Consider the following 15,996-nt stretch of genomic DNA (forward strand, 5'->3'; position numbering starts at 1 on the left):
GGCATCATCATGGCTGCCCAGCCGTCAGCCTAAACGGTTTCTACATGGGCGTTGGCTCGTTCCATGATCCACCCTCTGACGGTCCTCACCACGCTGCCTTTCGAGAGCTGGCTCTCCGAAAGATAATAGGTCCATGGACTGGCGGCCCGCACGGGGAAAGGCTCCACCAGAAGCCCGCGGCTGATATAGGTTCTCGCCAGCGAATATTGCGTGGCGACGCAGCCCGCGCCCATCGCCGCCAGTTCCAGCGCAATGTTCGAGGCGTTCGTGGTGATGCCTTTCTCATAATCCGAAATGTCGATCTGCAGCGCGTCGCCCATGCATTGCCAATATTCTTGGCGGCCATGGACGAAGATCCAGTCGACGTTGAGGATATCGCGCGGCGAGCGCAGCCCTTTCGGCCCGGACAGCAGCCCGGGTGCGCAGAGGATGGCGAGCTGGTCGTTCCACAGCGGAACGCCACTCGGCGGGCGGTCGTCGAAGCGGCGGGTCGAGATGGTGATGTCGGCGATCTGCTCGCTGAGGTCTTCCCAGATCGTGCCGTGCAGAACGACCTCGATCTCCGGATGGATTTGCCGGAACGCCGCCATGCAGCCGGCCAGCCAGTTTTCGGCCAGGCTCATCGGACAGGAGATGACGACCGTCCTGTTGCGCGAGGAGGCGACGATCGCCTCCGTGGCGTGATCGATCTGGTCGAGCGCCTGCCGCAGCGTCGGCAGGAAAGCCTCGCCCATTTCGGTCAGCTTCAGGCTGCGCGGATAGCGCACGAAAAGCTGCCGGCCAAGATAATGTTCCAGCCCCCGCACATGATTGCTGACCGCCGCCTGGGTATAGCCGAGCTCGTTGGCAGCAAGGGTGAAGCTGAGATGCCGCGCCGAGCACTCGAACGAGCGGATATAGTTCAGTGGGGGTGGCGGCTTCATGCGATCGCTCCTTGGCAAAGCGAAAACTAGACCGGCGCCGTTGGCCTCCGCAACCGCCTTGACCTCGATTTTTTTGTGCGATGGCGCCAAACTAATTACGTGCCTGGCCCATGAGACCAAATTATTCGTAGTTACCTTGGAGCGATCGGGACGCGAAAGGTGGCGCCATGGACCAGCGGACGGCGGAAGGTGAGTCTGCTTCCACCGCAATTGCCCGTGTTGCCGACTTCGTGCTGCGCAGGTTGGCCGGCGCGTTCCCACGCGACGTTCTGAAATCGGCAGCCCTCCAGTTCCTCGACACGATGGGCATTGCCATCGCCGCCGGCCCGATGCAGGCGGGGCAAATCGCGCGCGACGCCGCGGTTATGCTCTACGGTTCCGGCGCCGACCGGCACGCAGCGAGGATGATCTTCGACGGCAGGCGCGCCAGCATGGCCGGCGCCGCCTTCGCGGCAGCGACCCAGATCGACAATCTCGACGGCCATGATGGTTACCCGCCGACCAAGGGGCACATCGGCGTGGCGGTTATCCCGGCGCTGCTTGCGCTCGCAGAAGAAAAGCCGGAGTTGACTGGCCCCGAGGCGCTGGCCGCGATCGTCGTCGGCTATGAGATCGCGGGGCGGGCCGGCATTGCGCTGCACGCAACCGTCTCGGACTATCACACCTCCGGCGCGTGGAATTCTCTTGGCGTGGCGGCGGTCGCGGCCCGCGTGCTTTCGCTTGACGACGATCAACTGCGCCATGCTTTCGGCATCGCCGAGTATCACGGACCGCGCAGCCAGATGATGCGCGAGATCGCAACGCCGACCATGCTTCACGACGGCTCAGGCATGGGGGCGCTGGTCGGGCTGTCGGCCGCCGTGCTTGCCGAAGCGGGTTTCGCCGGCGCGCCGGCCATCACGGTCGAGGCGCCGGAGGTCGCGGCACATTGGGATGACCTCGGCCTGTTCTGGCAGATGACCCGGCAATACATAAAACCCTATCCGGTCTGCCGCTGGGCCCATGCGGCGATCGACGCGACGCGCGCGCTTTGCCTGCAGCATGGGCTTCGGCCGGAAGACATACGCAAAGTCCATGTCAACAGCTTCCACTATGCGGCGACGCTGTTTGCCGGCATGCCGGACACGACATCAAAGGCGCAGTACAGCCTGCCCTTCGCCGTGGCCACGATGATCCTCCATGGCCGGATCGGCGTGGAGCACATTTCGGGCTCAGGTCTGCGCGATGCCGCCGTCGCGGATATGCTGAAGCGCGTCGAGGTGAACGAGGCGGCGAAGCACAGCGACCGTTTCCCCGCCGGGCGCTGGGCCGACGTGCAGATCGAGACGGTTGACGGCCGGCGGCTGGAGTCCGGAGATGTCCACGCACGCGGCGGCCCCGAAGCCCCGTTCAGCGAAGACGATATCGTCGCCAAGTACATGGAGTTTGCGTCGCCCGTTCTCGGCTCGACCAGGGCCGCCGCGATCCGGGACGGTATTCTCGGCCTGACCGACGCCGACCACCGGTTTTCCGAGGTGACCGCTCTGGTCTACGATCCTCCTGGCGGCCAGGGCAGCCATGCCGCTTAGGCTTCTCAAGTACGGGCTTAGCCGCGACTATCCGGTGACGGGCGACATTCCTGCGACGCCTGAGCTGAAGCCGTCCTATGACGTGGTCATCGTCGGTGGCGGCGGGCATGGCTTGGCCTGCGCGCATTATCTGTCGAAATACCATGATATCGCCAGCATCGCGGTGCTCGAAAAAGGCTATCTGGCCGGCGGCAATACCGCACGCAACACCACGACGATCCGCTCCAATTACATCACCCAGGAAGGCGTCGCCTTCTACAAGGAAGGCGTTTCGCTCTTCGAAGCGCTGTCGCAGGAACTCGACTTCAACGTCATGTTCTCGCAGCGCGGCCAGCTGACGCTCGCACACACGGAAGCGACGCTGCGCGCCTTCCATCTGCGCGCCGAGATGGGCAAGCATATGGGCACGCGCACCGAGGTGATCGACGCAAAAGAGGTCGAGAAGCTGGTGCCCGAACTCAACATGGATCGCGGCGGCGCGCTCGAGATCCTCGGCGGCCTCTGGCATGCCGATGGCGGCACGGCCCGCCACGATGCGGTTGCCTGGGGCTTCGCCGCGCAGGCCTCGCGCCGCGGCGCCGAAATCCACCAGCGCACCGAAGTTCAAGGCTTTGAGGTCGAGACCGGTCGGGTGCGCGCTGTGGTGACGAACCGCGGACGGATCGCCTGCGGCTCCGTGCTCATCGCCGCCGGCGGCATGAACTACGATGTCGCCATGATGGCCGGCGTGGAACTGCCGATCCGCTGCTACCCCTTGCAGGCAATGGTGACGCAGCCGCTGAAGCCCTGGCTCCACACGCTGGTCTCGTCCGTGTCGCTGCACACCTATCTGGTGCAATCCTCGCGCGGCGAGATCGTCATCGGTGGCGGCTCGGATCCGTACCAGCTCTATTCGACCCGCTCGACGCTGGACATGAAGGAGCATCTGGCGGAAGGCGCCGTGCATCTCTTTCCCTTCCTGCAAAGTGTGCGGCTGCTGCGGCAATGGGCCGGCATCACCGACATGACGCCGGACTACAGCCCGATCATGGGCGCCAGCCCTCTCGCCAATCTGTGGCTCGATTGCGGCTGGGGCACCTGGGGCTTCAAGGCGACTGCGGTCGCCGGCAAGCGCATGGCGGAAACCATCGCCAGGGGCCGGGTTCCCGACCTGCTGAAGCCGTTTGCGCTGGAGCGCTTCGAGAAGTTCCGACTGCTCAACGAAATGGGCGCCACGGCGGCGAGCCACTGACCATGAAGCTGCTTGACTGCCCCATGAACGGCCCGCGCAACATCGACGAATTCCAGTCCTTCGGTCCGCTGCGGCAGGCGCCCGATGCGGATGCTGCCGCCGACGCTGAGTGGGCAAGGCATCTCTTTCGCGCGGACAATCGAAAAGGTGTAGTGGTCGAGTGGTGGCGGCACGTGCCGAGCAACTTCTTCTTCCTCGCCGAGCGCGACGTCGTCACCAACGAAATCATCCGCACCTATGCGCCTGGGAGCCGGCCATGACGCGGCTTGGCACGCCATACGGCTCGCGCCTCGACCGGACGCGGCCTGTCCGCTTCACCTTCGAAGGCAAGGCTTATCATGGCTTTGCCGGCGACTGCATCGCCAGCGCGCTGGCGGCCTCGGACCAGTGGGTCCTGTCGCGCTCGTTCAAATACCACCGGCCGCGCGGCATCATGACCATGGCCGGCGCGGAAGCGAACACGCTGGTGCAATTGCCGTCGGAGCCGAATGTTCCCGCCGACCTGACGCCGCTCCAGGACGGCATGATGGTGACGGCGCAGAACGTCAACGGCTCGCTGGAAAACGACCGCGATGCGGTGATCGACCGCTTTGGACGTTTCCTGCCGGTCGGCTTCTACTACCGCACCTTCATGGGTCCGAGACAGGACAGCTGGCTCCGCTTCTGGGAGCCGATGATCCGTCGCAAGGCGGGGCTCGGGATCGTCGACGTCAAGGCGCCGCATCTGAGTTTCGACAAGGCGCATCTTCACTGCGACCTGCTGGTCGTCGGCGCGGGGCCGGCGGGTCTATCGGCTGCGATCTCGGCCGCACAAGCCGGCGCCGACGTGCTGTTGTGCGACGACAATCCCGAAATTGGCGGTTCGCTGACCTATCGCCGCTGCGATCCGGGCATATTGTTCAGTCTGGCAGCCAAGGCAGCCAAGCTCCCCAATCTGCGCATCATGACCGGCACCATCTGCAACGGCTGGTATGAGGACAATTGGCTGCCGCTGATCCAGGGCAACCGGCTCTACCGAACCCGCGCCCGCGAGGTTGTCCTGGCGACAGGCGCCATCGAGCAGCCGGCGGTGTTCCGCAACAACGATCTGCCTGGCATCATGGCCGGCGGCGCCGTGCAACGATTGCTCCGCCATTACGCGGTGCAGCCTGGCCGGCGGGCAGTCGTGCTGGCCGCCAATGACGATGGCTACGACTCCGCGCTGGATCTGGTCGAGGCTGGCGTCGAACTGGCCGCGATCGTCGATCCTCGGCCAAATGCCGGCGACCGCGCCGGTGAGCTTCGGGCCAGGGGGATAGGGATCCTCGCAGGCGCACCGATCGAGGAAGCGTCCGGGACGCGCGGCAACAAGCATGTGACGCGGGTCCGCATTGGCAGCCGCTGGATCGACTGCGATCTCGTGGCGGTCTCCGTCGGCTCGGTGCCTGCCTGGCAGTTGCCCTGCCATGCGGGAGCGATAGTTGGCTACGACGATGCGACGGCGCGAATGACGCTCAGTCTGCCGGTGGGCGCGGCCGTCCGGCTGGCAGGCGCCGTTGCCGGCAAATCGCGGTTGCAGTCTGCGATGGCCGACGGCCGCCGCGCCGCGCGCGAGGCTCTGGAGCGGCTCGGCCACGGCGATCCTCCTGACGTGCAGAACGAATGCGAGCCCGAGCCAGCTGCCTGGGCACAACCGCTCGCCGGCAACGCAAAAGGTCGCGACTTCGTCGATTTCGATGAGGATCTGCAGGTCAAGGACCTGCGGAATGCGGTCAAGGAAGGCTATCGCGAACTCGAACTGGTGAAGCGCTTTTCCACCGTCGGCATGGGGCCTAGCCAGGGCCGCCATTCGGCGCTCGCCACGGCGCGGATCGTCGCCGAAGCGACGGAGCGTGGGGTTGGCGAGGTGGGCGTCACCACGGCGCGGCCGCCGACCGGACCGGAGAAGCTCGGCGTGCTCGCCGGCCATCACGAGCCGTTGGAGCGGCGCACCGCGCTGCATGCGCGCCATCTCGCACTCAACGCTCGCATGAAGCCGATCGGTGCCTGGTGGCGGCCGTATTTTTACGGGCCGGAAGACCGGATAGACCGCCTGGTCCGCGAAGAGATCGCCGCGGTCCGCAACGGCGTCGGCATGCTCGACGTGTCGACTTTGGGCAAGCTGGAGATCCGCGGTCCTGACGCCGGCGCCTTCCTCGATCGGATGTACACGATGGCGCATGCCAACCAGTCCGTCGGCCGCGTCCGCTACTGCCTGATGCTCAACGAGATGGGCACGGTTATCGATGACGGCGTCGCCTATCGTCTCGCCGATGACCTGTTCTACGTCACCGCGACGACCGGCGCCGTCGCCCGCGTGCAGGCCGACATGCTGTTCTGGAATGCGCAGTGGCGGCTGAAGGTCGACGTGCTCAACGTCACGGCAGCATTTTCCGGCATGAACGTCACCGGCCCGAAGGCGCGTGAGGTCTTGCAGGCGCTAGATGGCGACATCGATTTCTCGCGCGATGCTTTCCCCTATCTCCACGGGCGCGAAGGCATGCTGGCCGGCCTGCCGGTGCGTGTGATGCGGATCGGCTTCACGGGCGAGGTGAGCTACGAGCTGCACTGTCCTTCGAGCTATGCGGTCGCGCTGTGGGACGCTTTGTCCGAGGCCGGCAAGCCGCATGGCTTGCGTCCCTATGGACTCGAGGCCTCGCGCATGCTGCGGCTTGAAAAGGGGCATATCCTGATCGGCCAGGATACCGACGCGCTGACCACGCCCAACGAGCTCGGTTTCGGCTGGGCGGTGTCGAAGAAGAAGCCCTTCTTCATCGGCAAGCGGTCGATCGAGATGCGGACGAGGCTTGGCGAAAGGCGCCGGCTCGTCGGCCTCTCTTTCGAGGGTGCAAGCAATATCCCCGGCGAGTCCTGCCTGGTGCTGCGCGGCGGCAACCCGGTTGGGCAGATCACTTCGATTGGCTTCTCGCCAACGCTTGGCCACACAGTCGCGCTGGCCTATGTCCATATCGACGACGCTGCTCCCGGCAGCAAGGTCACGGTGAAGTGTCGCAGCGGCGAATTGGTGCAGGTGCCGGTGATCGGTCACGCCTTCGTCGATCCGCAGAACGTCCGGCAGGAGATGTAACGATGGCCGGTCTTGCCATGCGGACATTTCCCCTGTCGCCGAACGGCTCGGCCGCTGAAGCAGTTCTGCCAAATGGGCAGCTGATAGTGACCGATCTGGCGGCCCGATCGCGCTTCGGCATCAAGGGTCCGGGCAGTTCAGCCTGGCTCGAAGCGCAGGGTCTCTCCTTACCGCCCGTCAATCGCATCGCCATACAGGGCGGCGTCAGGCTGCTAAGACTTGGCAGCGAAGATTTCCTGGCGATTGACGATATAGGGGCCGGTGGCGCCGCCGCAAAGCTTATAGCCGACTGGCAGGTCGAGAAGGACCCGCGCGGCTATTGGTCCTGGCGCGAGGAGGGCTGGAGCTGGATGCGACTTTCCGGCCAGTCGGCAGAAGCGGTGATGGCGAGGCTTTGCGCACTGGACCTCAGGCCTGCCCGTTTTGCCGATGACGAGATCGCGCAGACGCGCGTCGCCCATCTCGAAGCCGTGCTTGTGCGCAGCGTGGGGGGCTTCGACATCTTCTTCGACATCGCCTCGACAGCATTCTTTATCAGAACAGTCGACGCGGCGGCGCAGCTCGCCGACGGCGACACGACGACCCGGGAGAACCATCGATGAACAGCGTACAAGGCGTCATTGCGCCCATCCTGACGCCCTTCGACAAAGACGGCAGCGTCGCCCGCGATCTGTGGGTCAACCATGCGAAATGGGTGCTTGCTCAGGGCGCGCATTACCTTTCGCCGTTTGGGACGACCGGCGAGGCGCTGTCGCTGTCGCCGCGCGAACGCATGCAAGCCCTGGAGTGGCTGGCCGAGGCCGGCATCCCGGCCGATAAGATGATGCCCGGCACAGGCTTGACCGCGCTGCCCGAGACGCTCGAACTGAGCCGGCATGCCCTGGAACTCGGCTGCGCCGGCGTCATGGTGCTGCCTTCGTTCTTCTACACCGCGGCGGGCGATGACGGGCAGGCGCGCTACTATTCGGAACTGGTCGAGAAAGTCGCCAGCCCGAAGCTCAAGCTGATCCTCTATCACATCCCGCAGAATTCCGGGGTGCCGGTATCGCCGGCGCTGACGGCGCGGCTCAACGCGGCATTTCCCGAAACCGTTGTCGCCTACAAGGACAGTGCCGGGAACTGGGACAACACCGCCGCCGTGATCGCGGCGGCGCCCAACGTCTCGGTCTTCCCGAGTTCCGAGGGCCAGCTTACCCAAGGCCTGGTCGCCGGCGCGGCGGGCTGCATTTCCGCTTCCGTCAACCTCAACGCCAGGGCTATCCGCGCCGTCTATGACGGCGCGCGCGCCGGCCGCGACGTCTCAGCCGCCGATGCCGCCATAAAGGAATTTCGAAAGGCGGTTCAGACCGCCGGGCTGATCGGCGGCATGAAAGCGGCACTTGCCGTGCGCTCCGGCGACCAGCGCTGGCTCAATCTGCGCGCGCCGCATGAGAACACCAGCCCGCAGGCAGGCAAGGCTTTGCTCGAGGCGCTGGGTCCTCTTGCCGATCACATTCCAGGTCCGAGGCGGGGCTGAAATGTCCGCGCGGCCAACAATCATCGTCAGCAGCGACGCGCCGGACGGGCCGATTGCGGTGCTGGCGGAAACCCATCCAGATATCAGGGTGCTTGGCTGCGACAGCTACGAGGCGCTTCCCGATCTGATTGCGGACACCGGCGCCGAGGTGGTGTTCACCATCAAATTCGACCGGGGATCGCGCTATCCGCGTGCGGCGCTGGTCGAGAGCCCGACCGTGCGCTGGGTTTCGGTCGGCGGCTCCGGCACGGATCACCTGCGCCCCTGGAATCCGACAAAGGTGACGATAACCAATTCGGCCGGCGTCGCCGCCGACATGATGGCCGAATATGTCTTAGGCGCGATGCTTTCCTTCTCTCTTGGCCTGCGCGGCTTCGCGCGCGAGCAGGCTGCCAGGAGTTGGACGGCCGGCAAGGTCGAGCCGATCCAGGGCAAGACGCTTCTGATCCTTGGGCTCGGCAAGACGGGGCAGGCGGTCGCCGTCCGGGCCAGGGCCTTCGGCATGACGACCCTGGGCGTGCGCGCCAGCCCGAAACCGACCTACCACATCGATGAGGTGCACGGCATGGCCGACCTGCCCAGCCTGTGGGGCCGTGCCGATTTCATCTTGTGCGCGGTGCCGCTGCTCGAAAGCACACGTGGCATGGTGGGCAGCGAAGCCTTCTCGGCGATGAAGCCTTCGGCGGTGCTGATCGACGTTTCCCGCGGCGGCGTCGTCGACGAGGCGGCGCTCCTTGCGGCGCTCGACGGTGGCCGGATCAAGGGCGCGGCGCTCGACGTCTTCGCCCTCGAGCCGCTGCCGCCGGCGCATCCGCTGTGGGGCTACGAGAACGTGATCGTCACGCCGCATTGCTCGTCCGTCTACGACGGCTGGGACGTGAAGTCGGCACGCATGTTTGCCGAGAATCTCGCCCGCTACCGGCGCGGCGAGCCTTTGGCGAATGTGGTGGATCCGGGACGCGGCTATTAAGGAGGACAGGCCGATGACAGCGCATGACAGGCGAAGCGGCGGACGGCGCACCAGAGCGGCCGGGCGCAGTGGCGGCGGCATTGCGCAACTGCCCTGGCAGCGCGTCACAAACCCCTACGCGCCGATGCAGATCCTCGACGAGGAGCAGATGGACAAGCTCCACCGGACCTCGATGCGTATTATGTCCGAACTCGGCATCCGCGTCATGGGCGAGAAGGTGCTGGGTATCTTCGAGGCCGCGGGCGCCATCGTTGATCGGGCCGAGAACACGGTGCGGATCGACGAGAGTATCGTCAGAGAAGCGCTTAGGAACGCGCCATCGTCCTTCTCGCTAAGCTCGCGCAATCCGGACAAGCAGATCCGCATCGGCGGCAATTCGCTGGTGTTCGGGCTGGTCGCCGGGCCGCCCAATGTGCATGACCGCATCAACGGCCGCCGGCAGGGCAATCTGGCTGACTATGAGAACTTCATCCGCCTCGCGCATCATTTCAACGCCATCCATATCATCGGCAACCAGGTGGTGGCGCCTATGGAGCTGCCGGCGAATTCGCGCCATCTCGACACCTATCGCGCCAATCTCACGCTGTCGGATCTGAGCTTCCATTGCTCGGCGATCGGCCGCGGCCGCGCCATGGATAGCATCGCCATGACGGCGATCGCACGCGGCACGACCATCGAGGCACTGCGCAATTCGCCGGGGGTCACGACGATTATTTCCGTCAACTCGCCGCGCCTGTTCGACGAGGCGATGGCCGAAGGCCTGATCGCCATGGCCGAGCACGGCCAGCCGGTGACGATCACGCCCTTCACCCTGATGGGCGCCATGACCCCGGTGACGCTGGCCGCGGCTCTTGCGCAGCAGAATGCCGAGGCCCTGTTCGGCGTGACGCTGACGCAGCTGGTCAATCCCGGCACGCCGGTGATGTATGGCGCCTTCACGTCCAATGTCGACATGCGTTCCGGCGCGCCTGCCTTCGGCACGCCGGAGAACGCCAAGGCCAACATCGTCGCCGGACAGCTGGCGCGGCGCTATAACCTTCCCTACCGCACCTCCAATGCCAATGCCTCCAATGTCGTCGACCTGCAGGCGGCCTATGAGACCGAGATGGCGACCTGGGGCGCGGTGCTCGGCGGCGCGAACCTGATCTATCACGCCGCCGGATGGCTGGAGGGCGGGCTGACAGCCTCCTACGAGAAGCTCGTCCTCGACGTCGAGATCCTGCAGAACATGATGGAGTTCCTGCGGCCGATGCCGTTCGAGGAGGACGACCTCGGCTTCGAGGCGATCAAGGCCGTGCCGACCGGCGGACATTTCTTCGGGTCGGAGCACACCATGGCGCGCTACGAGACCGCCTTCTACCGGCCGATGCTGTCCAATTGGCAAAATTACGGCAGCTGGCAGGAAGCGGGCGGCCACGATGCGCTGGAGCGGGCGACGCAGCTCTGGCAGCAGGCACTCAGCGACTACGAGGAACCGGTTATGGATCCAGCCATCCGCGAGGAGCTGGACGCCTATGTGGCGCGCCGCAAGGAGGAGATCGGCGCCGGCGAGCCCTAAGCGCCTGGAGTTCAACGAAAGAAAGGGGAAGCGCATGACAAGACAGCATTTGCTGGGCACAGTGTTAGCCCTCGCTCTTACCGCATCGGCACACGCCGCGAACGTCAAGGTGATCAATGACGACGCTTGGTTCGCCGAGGGCCCGATCTGGTACCAGGACAAGCTCTTCTACGTCGAATACGGCCGCGGCACTGTGGACGTTTGGGACGGCAAGAAGAACGCGATTTTCTGGAAGATGGATGGCTGCGGCCCTTCGGCCGTGCTGCCGACCGCGACGGGCGAATTCGTCGTCACCTGCTACGACAACAACACGATCGGCCGCATCTCGGCCGACGGCAAGACGCTGCCGGCCTACGACAAGGACACCGACGGCAAGCCGTTCAGCGGCCCCAATGATTTCGCGCCGGACAAGGAGGGCGGCATCTACTTCACCGGCTCCGGCAAGGGCGGTCCGCTGATCGACGCGTCGGCCTACTACATCGGCAAGGACGGCAGCGTGAAGAAGGTGGCTGGCGACCTGCACAATGCCAATGGGCTGGTCATGTCGAACGACGGCAAGATGCTCTACCTGGTCGAAACCGAGGACAACCGCATCATCGAGTTCGATGTCGGGGCCGATCACAGCTTGAGCAACCGTCGCGTCTTCCTTCGGCTCGACGATCTGTTCCCGAACCAGCCGCATATCTGGCCGGACGGCATCAAGATGGACGAGGCTGGCGAGATGTATATCGGCCAGAGCCCGCGCTCCCTCGACGCGCCGGGCAAGATCATAGTGGTGGACAAGGACGCCAGCCTCTTGCGCACGCTTTCGGTGCCGTCGCCGTCCATGCCGAACTTCGCCTTCGGGCCCGATGAAAAGGAGCTTTACGTGATGGCCCTCGACCAGATCGATGCAGCACCTTGGCACGGCAAGGTCTACGAAGTGCCGAATAAGTAGCTGCGATCGTCGTGATCGTCGGATAGGAAGGAGGCTGGCCGCTTTGCAGCCGGCCTTTGCTTTCGCGCGATGACCGCTCAGCCGGCCATCCAGCCGCCGTCCACCATCAGGTTGATCCCGGTGACGTATGTCGCAAGGTCGCTGGCCAGGAAAAGCGCCGCGCCGGCGACATCGTTCGGCTCGCCAAGCCGCGGCCATGGCGTGCGGCGGCGCGAATAGTCGAGCGCATCAGGGTCGTTGGCGATGCCCGGCTTGCCGGTGATGATCTTGCCGGGAGCTATCGCATTGCAGACGATCAGGTCCTCGGCGTGATCGACCGCGATCTGGCGCGTCATCTGCACGATCGCGCCCTTGCTAACCGAATAGGGGAAATCGCCCGGGCAGGCGACCATACCGTGCTGCGAGGCGATATTGATGATGCGCCCGCGTACGCCGTTGACCGGCTCCTGCCTGAGCATCTGCAGCACCGCCTGTTGCGAGCAGTAGAAGAAGCCGGTGACGTTGACGTCGATCACCTTCGCCCATTGCTCCGGCGTGGTCTGGAGCAGATTGGTCGAGGTGTAGACCGCGGCGTTGTTGACCAGGATATCCAGCCGCCCGAACCGGTCCACCGCCTGCCGCATCATGGTTATGACGGCCTGCTGATCGGCGATGTCCGTGGAGATGAAGATCGCCTCACCGCCAGCCGCTTCGATCAGCCGGACCGTTGTTTCGCCGCCTTCGATAGCTTCCTCGCGCGTATCGGCGACCACCACCTTCGCGCCGTCCTGCGCGTAGCGTTGCGCGATGGCGCGGCCGATGCCGGAGCTCGCGCCGGTGACAATGGCAACCTTGCCGTCCAGAAGACCCATCTTGCCTGCCTCAGCTTTCCCACCGCACCACTTGGCCTTGTCCCGGGTTGACCAGCGCGCCGTCACGCGTGATTTCCTCGCCGCGCAGGAACACCTGCCGCAAGGTGGCTGAAACGCTCCAGCCGTCGAACGGCGTGTAGCCGGCCTTTGACTTCTGGTCGGCATCGCGGATGGCAAAGGTTCGCGTCGGGTCGATGATGAGGATGTCGGCATCGTGGCCGACGGCCAGCCTGCCCTTGCGCCGGCCAAGCCCGAACCTTTCGGCCGGATTGGCCGCGCACAGGCGCGCGATGTCGCGCAGCCCAATCAGGCCTTCGTCGACGAGCTTGAGCATGACGGAGAGCAGCGTCTGCAGTCCGGGCATACCGCCCGGGATGTCCGCGAAAGCCGGATAGCTGGCGGCCTTCTCGGCAGGGCTGTGTGGCGCGTGATCGGTGGCGATGATGTCGATCAGCCCGGCCGCTACAGCCTCGCGAAGCCGCTGCACATCTTGCCTCGGCCGGAACGGCGGTGATCCCTTCAGTCGCGCGCCTTGCTTTTCGTAGTCGTCCGCGCAGAAGAACAGGTTCTGGGGTGTCGTCTCGACGCTGGCATCGGCAAGATCGCGCAGGCGCCGCCAGGTCTCGACGCCGAGCGCCGAGTTGATCTGGCGGACATGAACGCGCGCGCCGGTCTCGGCCGCCGCCAGCAGCGCCCGCGCGATGCCGTTGGCCTCGGCCAGTGGTGGCCGGCTTTCGCGGAACGCTGCGATGTCGCAAGCATGAACGCGCCCGGCGCTGCCCACCAGCAGCGATTGATCGCCGGGCGAGATGCCGACGATCGTCTTGATAGAGCTCATCCGCTTGAGCGCGTGAAGAACGGTGTCCACCGTCGGAAAAAGAAACGGCTCTGGGACATCCGCCGTGAAAAGCTCGATCGATACCGGAGCAAGCGCCGCCAGCCCTTCGAGACTGTCCAGCCTCTCGCTGACAACAGCCTGGAAGCCGACATCGACGTTGAGCTTGCCTTCGGCCATCGACGTCTTCTCGGCAAGCTGGTCTGCCGTCGCCGTCCAGGGCTCGTCGGTCGGCATGTCGAGCACCGTCGTCACGCCGCCTAGCGCGGCCGCATGCGTGCCCGAAGAGAAGTCTTCCTTGTGGGTCAGTCCCGGTTCGCGCAGATGCGCGTGCGCATCGACGAGACCGGGCAGCAGCAGATAGCCGCTTGCGTCGATCACCTTCCGCGCTTCGGCCGCGTCTCCTGGCTGGATCAGGGCCGCGATCCTGCCGGCGTTGATGGCAATGTCGCGGCGGGCTTCGCTATCTGCGTTGACGATCGTCGCGCCGCGGATGAGGGTTTCGAACATTCCGCTGTTCAGCCGGCACGCTTGCCGGCCAACGTCCGGTGATTGTCCAGCCAGTACCGCGCGATGTCGGCGCGCCGCATGAAGATCGCCCCCGGCGTCTTTTGCACGTGCTCGATCACCTCGCGCAGGCCGGACGCCCGGTTCGGCTGGCCCATCCAGCGCGCGTGCACGCAGATGTTGAGCATCCGTCCGCCCGTCTCTTCCGCCTCCCAAAGCATGTAGTCGATGGCCGAGCGGCAATCCTCGGCGAAGTCGCGCGGATTGCTGTAACCCGGCGCGATGAGGAAGCGGCTGTCGTTGAGCGTCTTGGAATAGGGCACGACGAGGATTTTCTCCTCGCCATGGTCGACGAAATAGGGCAGCTCGTCGTTGCAGGGATCGGAGTGGTAGAGAAAGCCGCCCTCGCGCACCAGCAGATCGCGGGTGTTGACGCTTGGAAACGAGCGGCAGTTCCAGCCGAGCGGCCGCCGGCCAAGCACCTTCTCGTAAAGCGCGATCGCTTCGTGCAACTGCCGCTCCTCTTCCTCGCGCGGCATGCCGGGATAATCGGTCCAGCGCAGCCCGTGACCGAGCAGGTCGTGGCCGCGCGCATTCATCCACTCGGCGACGGCGGGATTCTTTTCCAGCGCCACCGCGCAAGCCGACACCGTGATCGGCACATCGTAGCGGTCGAACAGCCGAGCCAGCCGCCAGACGCCGGCCCGGCTGCCGTATTCGAAATGCGTTTCGGTGCCGAGGTCGCGATGCGGTGAAAGGCCGGGGTTGTTGTACTCGCCCCAATTGTCGTTGCGGCCGTCATCCAGCCAGTTGTACTCCGACCCTTCCTCGTAGTTCAGCACGAGATTGATCGCGACTTTCGCGCCGTCCGGCCAGATGACATAGGGCGGGTTCGGTCCATAGCCGACGAAGTCGCGCGGCTGGACCGGTTGTGAGGCAGCGCTTGTCATGGCAATCCCTCTCACTTCGTCTCGTTGGCCGAAATCCAGTCCATATAGGCGTGGAACGCCTCCTTGCCCGGGCGCGGCCGCCATGCCGTATCACGCATGATCCTCGCGATGTCGTAGGCGCCCCACATGCCGCCTTTCAGCGACACGTCCTGTACGATATTGGCGTCTTCTCCGGGCGTCATCTCAACCTTCAGCGCCGGAACGCGCTCCTTTGCCCAGGCGATGATCTCGCCGATGGTCTGGCCGGAGCCGGAGCCGATATTGTAGTGGCGGTAATTGAGGCGCGGCGCATCAAGCAGCGCGAGGATCGCGGCAGCGACATCGGTCGAGGCAAGATAGTCGCCCACCGGCTCCAGACTGTTCGGCCGGATCGTTTCGCCGGCCAGGGCCATGTGCGCAACACGGTTGGGGACATGGCGGAAGTTGCGGCTCTCGGTCGCGCGATCCATCGGGCCGTAGACGGAAGCAAGCCGGACCGAAACCGCCGACAGGCCGAACAGGTCGGCATAGCGGTTGGTCACCATCTCGGAGGCGAATTTGGAGATGCCGTAAAGCGTCAACGGCGCGACGTAGCCGTCCTCCGGCAGCGGCTCGCCGCTCCAGTCGGGGCCATTGTGTCGATAGATGGCTCCCGAGCTGACATAGATGAAGCGCTTCACGTTGGCCCGCGCGCGTGCCCATTCGAGCATGCGCACTGTGCCCATGAGATTGACATCGACGATGCGAGCCGGGTCCTCGGCCTCCGGCTGGCGCTTGGCCTCCGAGGCGCTGCCGCGCGAAATCGGTGTGATCGTCGCGCCATGTACGATCGCGGTGATGTGCTCGTTGTCGAGTGCGGCGGACCACCCCGCCGGGTCGAGGATATCCGCGCTGATCACTTTGAGCCGGTCGCGCACCGGAGCGAAATGCCTTTCGGCCGCGGCGTCGAGGCCGGCGCGATCCAGGATGACGGCGCGCGCGGCAGGGTCGCGGTCCAGCCAGGCACGCGCCACCACGCTCATGACGAAGCCGGTGCCGCCTGTGACGAGAAGGGTCATGTCTTGG

Annotated in this window: 14 protein-coding genes; 9 read left to right on the plus strand and 5 right to left on the minus strand. The window is 65.1% G+C overall.

Translation table 11 applies throughout. From position 1 onward, the window contains the following. Nucleotides 1-29 precede the first annotated feature (29 nt). Nucleotides 30-923: a LysR substrate-binding domain-containing protein gene (locus EOA79_RS06750; protein WP_095776670.1), complete on the minus strand. Its 894-nt coding sequence runs from the start codon at nucleotides 921-923 to the stop codon at nucleotides 30-32. 167 nt (nucleotides 924-1,090) lie between these two features. Between EOA79_RS06750 and EOA79_RS06755 the strand changes: the two genes are divergently transcribed. From EOA79_RS06755 to EOA79_RS06795, 9 genes are read left to right on the plus strand one after another with little or no spacing between them, the layout of a single operon-like run. Continuing rightward, nucleotides 1,091-2,491 (plus strand): MmgE/PrpD family protein, encoded by a 1,401-nt coding sequence (locus EOA79_RS06755; RefSeq protein WP_095825747.1) that lies wholly within the window; start codon nucleotides 1,091-1,093, stop codon nucleotides 2,489-2,491. Then, on the plus strand, nucleotides 2,481-3,722 hold the full coding sequence (locus EOA79_RS06760; protein ID WP_095801039.1) for an FAD-dependent oxidoreductase: 1,242 nt from the start codon (nucleotides 2,481-2,483) through the stop codon (nucleotides 3,720-3,722). Before EOA79_RS06755 ends, EOA79_RS06760 begins: the two co-directional genes overlap by 11 nt. Before the next feature lie 2 nt (nucleotides 3,723-3,724). After that, the gene (locus EOA79_RS06765) at nucleotides 3,725-3,982 is read left to right on the plus strand and encodes a sarcosine oxidase subunit delta (protein ID WP_066989149.1); all 258 of its coding nucleotides are present in this window, start codon (nucleotides 3,725-3,727) and stop codon (nucleotides 3,980-3,982) included. Further along, a complete protein-coding gene (locus EOA79_RS06770) occupies nucleotides 3,979-6,828 on the plus strand; it encodes a 2Fe-2S iron-sulfur cluster-binding protein (protein ID WP_095825746.1) in 2,850 nt (949 codons plus the stop codon). Before EOA79_RS06765 ends, EOA79_RS06770 begins: the two co-directional genes overlap by 4 nt. Before the next feature lie 2 nt (nucleotides 6,829-6,830). Next, nucleotides 6,831-7,430: a hypothetical protein gene (locus EOA79_RS06775; protein ID WP_095801037.1), complete on the plus strand. Its 600-nt coding sequence runs from the start codon at nucleotides 6,831-6,833 to the stop codon at nucleotides 7,428-7,430. Then, nucleotides 7,427-8,344: a dihydrodipicolinate synthase family protein gene (locus EOA79_RS06780; protein WP_127334717.1), complete on the plus strand. Its 918-nt coding sequence runs from the start codon at nucleotides 7,427-7,429 to the stop codon at nucleotides 8,342-8,344. The genes EOA79_RS06775 and EOA79_RS06780 overlap by 4 nt, the downstream gene beginning before the upstream one ends. Nucleotide 8,345: 1 nt before the next feature. Next, nucleotides 8,346-9,314 carry a D-2-hydroxyacid dehydrogenase gene (locus tag EOA79_RS06785; RefSeq protein ID WP_095825744.1) on the plus strand — a complete coding sequence of 323 codons (969 nt, stop codon included), beginning with the start codon at nucleotides 8,346-8,348 and terminating at the stop codon, nucleotides 9,312-9,314. Nucleotides 9,315-9,327: 13 nt separating this feature from the next. Then, nucleotides 9,328-10,872, plus strand: coding sequence for a trimethylamine methyltransferase family protein (locus tag EOA79_RS06790; protein ID WP_095825743.1), 1,545 nt, complete (start codon nucleotides 9,328-9,330; stop codon nucleotides 10,870-10,872). Nucleotides 10,873-10,906: 34 nt separating this feature from the next. Then, complete coding sequence (locus EOA79_RS06795) at nucleotides 10,907-11,809, plus strand: SMP-30/gluconolactonase/LRE family protein (protein WP_164748127.1); 903 nt, start codon at nucleotides 10,907-10,909, stop codon at nucleotides 11,807-11,809. A gap of 77 nt (nucleotides 11,810-11,886) precedes the next feature. On the opposite strand, the gene EOA79_RS06800 is transcribed toward EOA79_RS06795, so the two are convergent. The 4 genes from EOA79_RS06800 to EOA79_RS06815 are packed head-to-tail and all read right to left on the minus strand — an operon-like array spanning nucleotide 11,887 to nucleotide 15,989. Continuing rightward, complete coding sequence (locus tag EOA79_RS06800) at nucleotides 11,887-12,660, minus strand: glucose 1-dehydrogenase (protein WP_067327509.1); 774 nt, start codon at nucleotides 12,658-12,660, stop codon at nucleotides 11,887-11,889. A 10-nt stretch (nucleotides 12,661-12,670) separates the two neighbouring features. Then, nucleotides 12,671-14,005: a dihydroorotase family protein gene (locus tag EOA79_RS06805; protein WP_095825741.1), complete on the minus strand. Its 1,335-nt coding sequence runs from the start codon at nucleotides 14,003-14,005 to the stop codon at nucleotides 12,671-12,673. An 8-nt stretch (nucleotides 14,006-14,013) separates the two neighbouring features. After that, the gene (locus EOA79_RS06810) at nucleotides 14,014-14,952 is read right to left on the minus strand and encodes a polysaccharide deacetylase family protein (protein WP_095825740.1); all 939 of its coding nucleotides are present in this window, start codon (nucleotides 14,950-14,952) and stop codon (nucleotides 14,014-14,016) included. Between the two features lie 11 nt (nucleotides 14,953-14,963). Further along, on the minus strand, nucleotides 14,964-15,989 hold the full coding sequence (locus EOA79_RS06815; RefSeq protein WP_095825739.1) for an NAD(P)-dependent oxidoreductase: 1,026 nt from the start codon (nucleotides 15,987-15,989) through the stop codon (nucleotides 14,964-14,966). Nucleotides 15,990-15,996 lie beyond the last annotated feature (7 nt).

The sequence above is a fragment of the Mesorhizobium sp. M1A.F.Ca.IN.020.03.2.1 genome, from assembly GCF_004023205.1.
Taxonomy (GTDB): domain Bacteria; phylum Pseudomonadota; class Alphaproteobacteria; order Rhizobiales; family Rhizobiaceae; genus Mesorhizobium.